The following is an 11,907-nucleotide window of genomic DNA, read 5'->3' as shown; positions in this document are numbered from 1 at the left end:
TCGCTCTGCCAACGGTGTCGTCGGATGCGCCCCGTAACGACACGCTCGGCCCTTCTGCGGCTGCTGTTCTGGATGCTGCTGGGTACCACCGCGGTGGTCGGTGCGGTGTCGTTCTTCGAGTTCCGCCGCGCACTGCAGTCGGAGATCGCCACGAACCTGCAGTTCGGCGCCAGCACGGTGATGCAGCGCATCGACACGTTCATGTTCTCGCATGTGGAGAACATGCGGGTGTGGCGCGGGCTGGAAGTGATGCAGGACATCCGCGTCAACGACGTCGACAAGCGTCTGTCGCACTTCCTGTCCGACCTGCGGGCCGGCCAGGGGACGGTCTACCGCGCGCTGTTGTGCACCGACACGCACGGGCACATCGTGGCGGCCAGCGATCCGGCGATGATCGGACGCATGGCGCCGGTGGCCGCCGAGTGGCGACCGATTCCCGGCACGCGGCTGGACAACGTGTCGATCGTGCCGGTGCACCTGCGGCAGGGCAATGTCGTGCTGCTGCGGACATCGATCCCCAACGCCTTCGGCAAGGGCGACATCGGTTACCTCTACGTGCTGCTCGACTGGCGTTCGGTGCAGGCGCTGCTGGACGAGGCTGTCGGCAACGGGCCGCGCGGCCTGCTGCTGCTCGACCGCCGCGGGCGTGCGGTGGCGGCCTCCAGCGCATTGCGCCATCGGATCGATCTGGCGCAGCTGCAACTGGAAAGCTGGGTGCTGCCTCACCGTGGGGCGACCACGTATATCCACAACGGCCGGGCGCTGGGCTATCACGCGCTGCTGGTCGGCGCGGCCACGTCCAGCGGCTACCAGCAGTTCCGCGGGCTGGGCTGGCACATCGTGATGATCGAGCCGACCTCGGTCTCGTTCGGTCCGGTATGGCGCCTGCTGTGGGCGATGCTGGTGGTGCTGCTGCTAACTCTGGGAGTCGGCGTGTGGATTTCCTCACGCATGGCCGGCCGCATCGCCCGGCCGATCGTCGCCCTGACCGAGTTCGCGCGTCGCTTCCGAAAGGGCGAAAGCAGCCTGCCCGAGGTGCCGCCCAGCGCGATCTCGGAGGTGGACGAGCTGCACCGCGCCTATGTCGAGATGATCGAGGCGCTGGAGCTGTCGCGCGAGCAGATCGTGCGTGCTGGCAAGCTGGCGGTGGTCGGCGAAATGGCCGCGATCATGGCGCACGAGGTGCGCACGCCGATGGGTATCCTGCGCAGCTCGGCGCAGCTGCTGCAGCGCCAGCCGGACCTGGGCGAGAAGGAGCAGGAGCTGATCGGCTTCATCCTCAGCGAGACCGAGCGCCTGAACCGGCTGGTGACCATGCTGCTGGAGTGCTCGCGCCCCACGCCGCCGGACTTCCGCCCGCACGATCTGCATGCGATCGTCGACAGTGTGATCAGCCTGCTGGGTTCGCGTGCGGAACATGCTGGTGTCGCGCTGAGCCGACGTTTCGGCGACGAAGAGCTGTTGTTCGAGTGCGATCGCGAGCAGCTGATGCAGGTGCTGTTGAACCTGCTGCTCAATGCACTGTCCTTCGTGCCGTCCGGCGGACGCATCGTGGTCAGTGCCGGTCGCGACCCCACAGGCCCGTGGCTGGTGGTGGCCGACAGCGGCCCCGGCGTGCCGCCGGCGATGCGGCAGAGCATCTTCGACCCGTTCTTCAGCCGGCGCGAGGGCGGCATCGGTCTCGGGCTGACCATCGTGCAGCAGATCGTCCAGGTGCACAGCGGCGAGATCGAAGTGGGCGAAAGCGAATGGGGCGGCGCGGCGTTCGAGCTGCGCTTCGGCAGGCGATAGGCGGTGACGATGAATGCGAAACGGATCCTGGTGGTCGACAACGAGGCGAAGATGCGGCGCATCCTCGAACTGTCGTTGCGCAACATGGGGCACGAGGTGGGCCAGGCCGCCGACGGCGAAGAGGCATTGGCAGCGCTGGAAAGCGAAACCTACGACCTGGTGCTGACCGACCTGCGCATGCCGCGGCTCGACGGCATCGGGCTGCTGAATGCCCTGCGCACGCGTGGCGATGACGTGCCGGTGATCATGCTGACCGCCTACGGCACCATCGAGACCGCCGTCACCGCGATGAAACTCGGCGCTGCCGACTACATCATCCGTCCGTTCGAGATGGAGACCGTCGAGATCGCGGTCACGCGGGTGCTGGCGCTGCAGGCGGTGCAGCGCGAGAACCGCTTCCTGCGCGACGAGCTTTCCAGGGGCTGGGGCGAATTCATCGGCACCAGCGAACGCATGCGGACGCTGTATCGCCTGCTGGAGCAGGTGGCGCCGGCGCGCAGCAGCGTGTTCATCGTGGGCGAGACCGGTACCGGCAAGGAACTGGTGGCGCGGGCACTGCACCAGGCGTCCGGACGCAGTGGCCTGTTCGTGCCGATCAACTGCGCGGCGATCCCGGCCGATCTGCTGGAGAGCGAGCTGTTCGGCCACGCCAAGGGTGCGTTCACCGGCGCCCTGAGCGATCGCGTGGGCAAGTGCGAGCTGTCCAGCGGCGGCACCCTGTTCCTGGACGAGATCACCGAAATGCCGCCGGCGCTGCAGGCCAAGCTGCTGCGCGTGCTGCAGGAAGGCAGCATCGAGCGGCTGGGTGCCAACACGCCGGTGACGGTCGACTTGCGCGTGGTCGCGGCGACCAATCGCGACCCCCTGCAGGCGGTGGAGGAAGGGCGTCTGCGCCGCGACCTGTATTTCCGGCTGAACGTGGTGCGGGTCGATGTGCCGCTGCTGCGCGAACGTCTCGAGGATATCCCGCTGCTGGCCGCGCATTTCCTGCAGAAGTACGCGCGCGAGCTCGGCCGGTCCACGCCCCGGCTGTCGGCGCCAGCGCTGCAGCGGCTGGAGGCCTACGCCTGGCCCGGCAATGTGCGCGAGCTGGAAAACCTGATCGAGCGTGCCGTGGTGCTGTGCCGCGGCGACGAGATCGGCCTGGCGCATTTTCCGGCCGAGATCGCCAACGGACAGGTGGCCGGGGACAGCACGCCGGTGAGCCCGGAACCCGCCGCGACAGCGCCGGCATCGTTGTCGATGAAGACGCAGGTGGAAGCGCTGGAACGGCAGCTGATCACCACCGCACTGGCGCGCAGCGACGACAACAAGGCCGCCGCGGCGCGCCTGCTGGAGATCAGCGAGCGCGCACTCTGGTACAAGCTCAAGCGTTACGGCATCTAGCGCCGCGTCCGCCGGCGTGGGGCCTGCCCTCAGGCTGCAGGCAGCTCCAGCTGCGCCAGGTCCGCCAGCATGCCGGGGCCGGACGGTTGCCAGCCCAGCCGGCGGCGGGTCAGCGCGCTGCTGGCCGGAGCATCGTGAGCCGCGAACATGGCCAGCCAGCCAAAGTAGGCCTCAGCCTGGTCCGCTGCGATCGAACGGGCCGGCAGACCGATACGCGCGCCGATCACTTCCGCCATGTCCTTCAGCGTAATGCCCTCTTCGCCGACGGCGTGATGGATGGCGCCGGGTTCGGCCTTTTCGTGAGCCTTTTCGAGTGCCAGCCGGTACAGCCGGGCCGCGTCGAGCACATGCACGGCAGGCCAGCGATGGTGGCCGTCGCCGACATAGCCGACCACGCCCTTTTCGCGGGCGACCTGGATCACGTAGCTGACCAGGCCCTGCCTCACCGTGTCGTGCACCTGCGGCAGGCGCACCACCGCGACATTCACGCCAGCGGCCGCAAGCGCCATGGCCGTCTCTTCCGAGGCCGCGCGAGGGATCACCTGCGCACTGACCGGCGCGCTGTCCTCGGTGGCCAGCTGACCGGGCACGCTGCTGGCCATGCCGGTTCCCGAGGTCACGACCAGCGGCCGTGTCGATCCGGCCAACGGTGCGCCGAGGGCGGCGATCACCCGCCGGTCGTCCTCGCAGTTCGCCGCGAAGGTCGAGAAATCATGATTGAAGGCGAGATGGATCACGCCATCGGCGCGGGCGGCGCCATCGCGCAGGCTTTCCAGATCCTGCAGCGAGCCGCGATGCACCTCGGCGCCTGCCGCGGCCAGTGCTGCTGCCTTGTCGTCGGAACGGCAGAGGCCCAGTACCTGATGGCCCGACGCGACCAGTTCCCTGACGACGGCCATGCCGATGAAGCCGGTGGCTCCGGTCACAAATACACGCATGCGATGTCTCCGTGGATTGACTGCGGGCGACTATCGATCGGCCGATGTATCCCGGTAAAGTAGTGTCGTTATCATGGTAATAAGACCAACAGCATGAGCACGCACGCCGGCAAGGAAAACCGTCTGGGTACCTATCTGCGGGATCGCCGGGCGAAGCTCGACCCAGCCGCGTTCGGCTTCCGCGGTCAGCGTCGCCGCACGCCGGGCCTGCGCCGCGAGGAAGTGGCGCAGCGCGCGCATATCAGCCCCACCTGGTACACCTGGCTCGAGCAGGGCCGTGGTGGCGCGCCGTCCGCCGACGTGCTCGACCGGATCGCGCATGCGCTGATGCTGACCGAGGTCGAGCGCGAACACCTGTTCCTGCTCGGGCTTGGCCGCCCGCCCGAGGTGCGTTACCGCGGGAACGAGGGCGTCACGCCGCGCCTGCAGCGCGTGCTCGACACGCTGGAACCGTGTCCGGCCATCATTCGTACCGCCATCTGGGACGTGGTGGCCTGGAACCGGGCGGCGACTGTGATGCTGACCGACTACGCCGCATTGCCGCCGGAGCAGCGGAACATCCTGCGCTTCATCTTCCTCGACCCGCATGCACGCGCGGCCCAGTACGACTGGGAGAGCGTGGCGCGCTTCGTGGTGGGTGCCTTCCGGGTGGACGCGGCCCGTGCCGGCGCGGCGGCAGAGGTGGAACCGATGGTCGAGGACCTGTGCCGGCGCAGCCCCGAGTTCAAGGCGATGTGGCACGACAACGAGGTGAGCCACTTTGTCGAGGCGGTGAAGCACCTGCGTCATCCGGTGCTGGGCGAACTCGCCTTCGAACACTCGGCCTTCGCAGTCGATGGGCGGCCCGACCTCAGCATGGTGGTCTACAACCCGATGGAGCAGGCCGACCTGGAGCGTATCGCCGCGCTCATGGCGCAGCCCGTTTCTGTCTGAGGCGGCTCCGCCACGATCACCACAGGTACAGCTGCAACGAGGTCTCGCGCGGTCGCGCCGGGATATCGGCCAGCAGGGCGCGATGCTCGGGGAAGTTCGCGGCACTGCGTTCGAGCAGGTTGTCGATCGCGGCCAGGTCGTGCCGCAGCTTGCCGGGCGGGGTGGAGTGCATGGCCTGCGCCTCCGGGAACAGGCCCATGCCGGCGAGCAGGCAGTACCACGACATGGTCGGATAGCCCCGACCATAAGTGCCCTGCTGCAGTCCGCCCACGATCGGCCGGCTCGACAGCCAGGTGCGCAACAGCCGCTGCAGCGGCTGCGACAGGTTCACGTTGGCGGCATTCGCGCGCCAGTACTCGGTATCGGTACGCGTGTTGGTCTTGTAGTGGGTGACGATGTAGTCGCGGGTGCCTTCGAAGCGCTCGTTGATCGCTTCGTTGAAGGCGGTGCGGGTGCGCTCGCCCAGGTCGCCGCTTTCCAGCGCCTTCACCAGCAGCGACGCGGTGCGTTGCACGAACAGCAGCGCGGTCGCCTCGAGCGGCTCGATGAACCCCTGCGACAGACCCACCGCCACGCAGTTGCGGTTCCAGTGCCGGGTCACCCGGCCCACGCGCATGCGCAGATGGCGTGCCGGCGTAGGGTCGTCGAGCAGGCCGAGGTGAGCGCGCAGTTCCGCCTCGGCCTGGTCCGCCGAGCAGGACGCGGTGCTGTAGACGTAGCCATTGCCGTAGCGGTGGGTAAGCGGAATCTTCCATGCCCAGCCGTGACGCAGCGCGGTGGATACGGTCTGCGACATCAGCGGTTGCGCGGCATGTCCGTCCGACGGCGAGGGCAGGGCCACCGCGGCGTCGTTGAACAGGTTGTCGGCGTAGGACACGTAGGGTGTCTGCAACGCCTTGCCGATCAACAGCGAGGCGAAACCGGTGCAGTCCACGAAGAAGTCCGCCGCCAGCGTCTCGTCGCCATCCAGCTTCAGCGCGGCGATGTCGCCCTGCGCGTCCAGGGTGACGTCATGCATGTGCCGTGAGATGTGCCGCACGCCACGCTCGACTGCCTTCTTGTGCAGGAAGGCGCCGAGCAGGTTGGAATCGAAGTGGTAGGCGTACCACACGTCGAACGGGAAATCGTGGCGTGGCCGCGGGCCCAGGCCCATGCGCGCGAGCCGGGTGGCAATGAAGAAACGGTCGGGATGCGCCTCGACGTCCTCGCCCTCCAGGCGCCGGTGCACATTGTCGACGAACTGGGTCATCGTCATGTTGTCGAGCATCGACGCGAACGGATGGAAATAACTTTCGTGACCGGGCCTGGTGCACCAGTGGTCGAAGCGGATGCCGTTCTTGTAGGTGGCATGGCAGGCCGGCATCCATTCCGATTCCTCGATGCCCAGGCTGTCGAAGAAGCCGCGCAGCCAGGGTGTGGAGCCTTCGCCCACACCGACCGTGCCCACCTGCGGCGACTCCAGCACAGTGACTTCCAGACGCGGGCCGTAATCGGAGTTGGCGAGCAGCAATGCCGTCATCCAGCCGGCGGTGCCGCCACCGACCACCACGATCCGCTTCACCGGTGGCGCCGCATCGGTGCGCGGTCCCGGCGAGTAGGGAACGATGTTCTGGTTGAAGACGGTGGCGACGTCGGCCATGGATGATCTACCGGTGCTGTGGGCTGGATGGATGCAGGTGGCGATGCATGAGCGGCCGTGCGGCATGCCGCTTCCCGCGGGGAGCGTGGTCGGTGCGCGGGTGCATCAGAGATGCCGGCTGCCGGGTGCGGTGCCGGCGAACGTGGGCGTCGCGTCGTCCGCTTGTACCACCCGGTTGCGGCCCCGGCTCTTGGCATCATAGAGCGCGGCGTCGGCACGGGCGAACAGCGCGTCGGCCGAATAGCCGGTGGTCGCATCGGCGGTGGCGACGCCCATGCTCAGCGTCAGGCCGGGCAACGGCGGCGCGTGGGTGGGCGCCGCCAGCGCCACCGCGGCGCGGATGGTGTCGGCAAGTTCCACGGCGGACTCCGGCGTGCGCTCGGCGCAGGCGATCAGGAACTCGTCGCCACCGAAGCGGCCGAACAAGTCGTCGCTCACCAGGTGCTCGTGCACGACACCGGCCACCAGCTTGAGCGCACTGTCTCCGGCCAGGTGGCCGAGGCGGTCGTTGATCGACTTGAAGTGGTCCAGGTCCAGCACGATCAGGCTCAGCGGACGGTCGTAGTGGGAAAGATGGGCGATCCGCTCGCGCAGTCCCGTCGCGAAAGCCTGGCGGTTGAGCACGCCGGTCAGCGGGTCATTGGTCGCCAGCTGCCGCAGCTGCCGCGATTCGTCCTGCAGACGGGTGTTGGCCGACTGCAGTGCGCGTTGCTGCCGCGCCATGCGCTGGGACTCGCGGGCCAGGCGCTCGTTGCGGCGCCACAGCAGCCAGGCGCCGCCGAGCGTGAGCAGGAATGCGGCGATCGTCCAGTGCAGCGAGCCGTGCCGGTTCGGCGTTGTGTTCGGAATGGCGGACGGAGCACCACTGGCCAGTGGCGAGCGGTTCGGCATGTCCGGCAAGGCCGGCGCCTTGGCGGGCTGCGTCGAGGGCGGACTCGTCGCCGCGCCGGTGGCGGGCGGCGGTGTGGCAACTGGCATTGGTGCGGCCGCGGGTGCCGCATACGGTGGTGTGGCGTGGAGCGTCGGCACGGTCGGTAGCAGCCCGCGCGGCGGTGGCGGCGGCAGCGGATCGCCCGGACGCCAGCCCGGTGGGAGCGGGCGAGGATAAAGTCCAGGCCGGGCGTCAGGCGGCAGCGGACGCTGCAGCGGTGGCGGCGGGCGTCGGAGCGGCAGGGCCTGCGCGAAAAGCATGGGGCAGGCCAGGCTGCCGGCCAGCATCGAAAATGTCAGACGCCACAGCGTCGGTCGCCATCCCGCTCCCAACACGCATTCCCCCTGTTCCCAGGACGCAGAGGGTAACCCAGCGCGGCCTTCGACGCCGTACCTGTCCGTACCGTAGCCTCACGGTCGGCTATCTGGCGGCTGCTCGGCGCGTCTTCGCGTGGGCCGGCGAGGGCGCTGCGCTGCGATGGATCGGCGGGCCGCCGGGCGTTGCCGAGTAGCCGTCGTCCAGCGTCTTCAGGAACGCGACAAGGTCGGCGATCTCGCGCGCATCCAGTGCGGGGCGCTGGCCCGGTTGCCGGTTCATCGGCGCGTCGTAGTGATCGACATTGCCGCGATAACGTGGCGGCAGGTCGTCGTAGGTGACGACCTTGCCGTGCACCACCGGATACCACTTGCGCGGGTCGGTATCGCGCTGCACGTAGAACTGCAGCACCCGCGTCAGGCTGTGGAAGTCGCCGTTGTGGAAGAACACGTGCCGGGTGGCGACGTTGCGCAGCGTCGGGGTCTTGAACATGCCGCAGTACTGCGTCTGCCGGCGCAGGTCGTGCCGGTAGGGACCGCACAGGCCCATGTCGTAATAGTGCGGATCGCGGTTGGCCGGGATCGCCGGATTGCGCGGCACCCCCAGCGCGGCATACGAGTAATCGGTGAATGGCGCCGGGCGACCGCCCGGCCCGGGCACGTCGATGTGGCAGGCGGCGCAGTTGCCCTTGTGCGGGTTGTTGAACAGCGCATAGCCGCGCAGTTCCTGCGGCGTGAAATGGGCATGGCCCGACATCACCGCATCGAACTTGCTGGTGTAGGGATGAAAGCTCGGGTCCTCGGCCTGGAAAGCGGCCAGGGCCATGCCGACATCCGCGAAGGCCTGCCGTGGATGCCGGAAAATGTCGTGGCCGAAAACCCGCCGGAACGCCGCCGCGTAGGGTCCGTCGCGTACCGCTGCGACCACGGCCTGCGGGCTGGCGTTGTCCATCTCGTTGCGGTTCAGCAGGGGGATCGCCGCCTGCTGTTGGCGCGAGGCGGCCCTGCCGTCGCGGGTGTAGCCGCCGGTCGGCCCCTCGTACTCGGCATCTTCGGAGCCGGGGGTGAAGAAGTTCAGGCTGAACAGCGGCGTGTGATCGAGATAGCGCAGCGAAGGCACCGCGCGCGTGCCGGGCAGCTGCAGGTGCGGGCCGCCGTCCTGCACTGCGCGCCCGTCCGGCGGGCCATAGGCGTGGGCCGGGCTGTGGCAGCTGGCGCAGGACATCCGCCGCGAGGCCGACAGTGCGGTGTCGAAGAACAGCTGACGGCCCAGCGCGGCCGTCGGGCTCAACCGGGCCGGTACGGCCGGGTAGCGCACCCACATGCGGACGTCGGTCGCGGCCACACGGCCTGTCGTGGAGGCCGTCGCGGGACCGGCCGGCTGGGCGTGTCCCGCGGTCGTCGCCAGCAGGTACACGGCGGCGGCGATCGCCGCTACCGCCGTCGCCAGCACCGCGGTTGCTCGTGCATCACGCCAGGGCATCGACATCAGGCGCATCGTAGCGTCCGGCCGCGGGCGGTGGCCCGCGCCGTTCCGCTCAGAACTGGAACATCGACATCAGGTCGCCCACCGCCGGGCCGTTGATCGGCCGGTACGGCTTGCCCGGCAGCGCGACCGGATCGGGCAGGTTGTCGCGGCTGCGTGCCGACAGCGGCGGCAGGCGCCAGTTGCGCTCGATGAATTTCAGGATCGAGGCGTGGTCCTCGTAGGCGTGGTCGACCACGCCCCTGCGTGCATACGGCGAGACCGCCAGCATCGCGATGCGCGGGCCGTCGCCGAAGAAGTCCAGCGGCTGGATGTAGCCGCTGTCGAAATGGCCGCCGCCCTCGTCGGTGGTGATCAGGATCGCGGTGTGCGCCCACAGCGTGGGGTCGGCCTGCACCTTGGCCAGCAGGGTCTTCAGGAAGGCTTCGTAGCAGGCCGGCGCCGAATAGCCTGGGTGGCCACTGTCGAGGTTCTTCGGCACCACGAACGACACCGCCGGCAGGGTGTGGTTGGCGATGTCGTTGTAGAACGTGGTCAGGCCGGCCAGTTGTGATTTGAGTGCCGGGGTGCCCATCACCCTGGCCGATGCCGTCAGCGCATCGCCCAGATTGTTGTACTGGAGCATCTGCGCCTTGGGCACGGGCATGTGCAGGGCAGCCGCTTCGGCGGCAACGTCGGCCGCGTCGCGGGCACCGGTGTACCACTTCCAGCTGACCCCCTTTTTAGCCAGCGCCTCGCCGATGGTCGGCACGGTCTGCGGCGGGTAGTTGTAGTTGTCCGGACCGATCGGCTGCGGCTTGCCGTCCATGTCGTAGCCCGGGTTGTAGTTGTTCACCAGGTAATAGGTGCCGGGCGCGCACTTGCTGGGAATGTGGCGGGCCTTGAGGAAGGCCAGGATCGGCGCGACGCCGGGTTGCTTCGGGTCGGAGCAGTCGACATACGAACCGCCCTGGTAGCCGTCGCGGGTGTAGAAGTTCGCCGTGCCCGGCATCGGGTCCGGATTCTCGATCTGGTTGGCCGGTGGCACCGCCGGCTTGCCGTCCTGCTCGAAGTAGGGCACGTCGGCGGTGGCGATGGCGAAGAAGTTGTCGCCGGTGCCGCCCATGATCGACTGGTGGTAGTTGTCGCTGAGCGCGTAATGCCGCGCCAGCGTATCGAACAGCGGTGCGTCGCCGGTCGACATGTTCATGAAGCCCATCAGTTCGCCGCCCTGCGCCGGGTTGGACGGACTGACACCCTTGGTGTCGCCGCCCTGGCCGGTGGTGTCGGCGACCCAGGTGAACATGTCCAGGCGATGGTTGTCGCCGCCGGTCTGCTGCCACATCTGGAAGAAGCGGTGCACCGGGTCGCCAGTGCGCACCGCCGCCGCCAGGCCGTGCTTGTCCGCGTTGATGTACGGCACGTAGCGGGTGATCTGGAACGGGCCGTCCGGCAGGTTGGCAGGGAAGCGCTTGTCGGGCACGCCGCCACCGCTCTGGAAGGTGACCGGATTCAGCACGCCGATCTGCTCGGGCTGCGGCAGCGTGGCATAGGGCCCCGCGCGCTGCGGCTGGATGGTGTAGGTCTTCTGCGCGGTGCCGCGGTCCTGCTCGGCCAGGGCGAAATGCGGGCCGGGCGTGCCGTCGGCGTTGATGATGCCCTCGGACAGCAGGTTCTTCACGGTCTGCCCCTTCGGCGGCACGTAACCGCCGAACAGGGCGTCGAAGGTCTGGTTCTCGCCGATCACCACGATCACGTGCTGGATCGGCGTGGTGGTCGGTCCGTTCGCCAGCGCCACCGCCGACGCGGCAGCGGCGGCGGGCACGGCGGCGGACAGCGCGCCGTGGGCGGGAATGGACACCACGGCATGGCTGGCGCCGGTGCCGACGCTGAGGCTGCCCGTGTGCAGGTCGACATGCACGACCGAAAGCAGCTCGGCCAGCGGTGTGCGCGCGGCGACGCGGAAATCGGCAACGCCGGCCGGATCGGCCGCCACGGCGGCGGGCACGTGGAACGCGCTGTACAGCGGCGCGAGCACACCGGCCACGTCCTTGCTGGTGGCGGTGATGCGCGCGTCGGTAATGTCTGCCATCTGTGCCGCGTCGGGCGCGCCCTGCGGCAAGGTGCCCAGCACGCGCTGGGTCAGCAGTGCGGTGATCGGGTTGATGTTCACCACTGCGTGCGCCTGCCCGCCGACGGGGGCGAAGGCCGCGGACAGCGTGACCGGTGCGCCGTTGCTGTCGGCACCCGGCGCGGTCAGCACGAACGGGCCCGGCCCGTCCACGACCAGCGAGAAGCGACCCTGCGCGTCGGTCACACCGGACACGGTGTGGTGGCCGGCGTGGTCGGTGGCCGTCACCGGTACGCCGGCGACCGGCACGGCGCCGCCGACCACGCCACTCAGCGCGACATGCACCGTGCCGTGTGTCGAAGACGATCCGTGGTGGCAGGCGGCAAGCGACAGCATCAGGGCCAGGGGCAGCAGGCTACGTTTCATCGTGGGTCTCGGC

8 protein-coding genes are annotated in these 11,907 nt (G+C 68.8%); 3 read left to right on the top strand and 5 right to left on the bottom strand.

The features are described 5' to 3' along the window. The first annotated feature begins 24 nt into the window (after positions 1-24). Together RA164_RS16065 and RA164_RS16060 are read left to right on the top strand one after the other, a co-directional pair. Positions 25-1,791, top strand: a complete 1,767-nt coding sequence (locus RA164_RS16065; protein WP_329741847.1) for a sensor histidine kinase — start codon at positions 25-27, stop codon at positions 1,789-1,791. A 9-nt stretch (positions 1,792-1,800) separates the two neighbouring features. Further along, positions 1,801-3,177, top strand: coding sequence for a sigma-54-dependent transcriptional regulator (locus tag RA164_RS16060; protein ID WP_329741846.1), 1,377 nt, complete (start codon positions 1,801-1,803; stop codon positions 3,175-3,177). A gap of 29 nt (positions 3,178-3,206) precedes the next feature. Here the strand turns inward: RA164_RS16060 and RA164_RS16055 are convergent, their stop codons facing one another. Next, positions 3,207-4,115: an SDR family oxidoreductase gene (locus RA164_RS16055; RefSeq protein ID WP_329741845.1), complete on the bottom strand. Its 909-nt coding sequence runs from the start codon at positions 4,113-4,115 to the stop codon at positions 3,207-3,209. A 93-nt stretch (positions 4,116-4,208) separates the two neighbouring features. Here RA164_RS16055 and RA164_RS16050 point away from each other — a divergent pair, with 93 nt between their 5' ends. Further along, positions 4,209-5,048, top strand: coding sequence for a helix-turn-helix transcriptional regulator (locus RA164_RS16050; RefSeq protein WP_329741844.1), 840 nt, complete (start codon positions 4,209-4,211; stop codon positions 5,046-5,048). 16 nt (positions 5,049-5,064) lie between these two features. Here RA164_RS16050 and RA164_RS16045 read toward each other — a convergent pair whose 3' ends face one another. From RA164_RS16045 to RA164_RS16030, 4 genes are all read right to left on the bottom strand, one after another. Beyond that, positions 5,065-6,687, bottom strand: coding sequence for a tryptophan halogenase family protein (locus tag RA164_RS16045; protein WP_329741843.1), 1,623 nt, complete (start codon positions 6,685-6,687; stop codon positions 5,065-5,067). Positions 6,688-6,792: 105 nt separating this feature from the next. Then, the gene (locus RA164_RS16040) at positions 6,793-7,665 is read right to left on the bottom strand and encodes a GGDEF domain-containing protein (RefSeq protein ID WP_329741842.1); all 873 of its coding nucleotides are present in this window, start codon (positions 7,663-7,665) and stop codon (positions 6,793-6,795) included. Between the two features lie 373 nt (positions 7,666-8,038). Then, a complete protein-coding gene (locus tag RA164_RS16035; protein WP_329741841.1) occupies positions 8,039-9,430 on the bottom strand; it encodes a cytochrome-c peroxidase in 1,392 nt (463 codons plus the stop codon). Positions 9,431-9,470: 40 nt separating this feature from the next. Further along, positions 9,471-11,894, bottom strand: coding sequence for an alkaline phosphatase family protein (locus RA164_RS16030; protein ID WP_329741840.1), 2,424 nt, complete (start codon positions 11,892-11,894; stop codon positions 9,471-9,473). Between the last annotated feature and the right edge of the window lie 13 nt (positions 11,895-11,907).

It is taken from the genome of Dyella sp. A6, from assembly GCF_036320485.1.
Lineage (GTDB): Bacteria > Pseudomonadota > Gammaproteobacteria > Xanthomonadales > Rhodanobacteraceae > Rhodanobacter_A > Rhodanobacter_A aluminiiresistens.
Note: the sequence above shows the minus strand (reverse complement) of the source record. Positions and strands in the feature narration are given on the sequence as shown.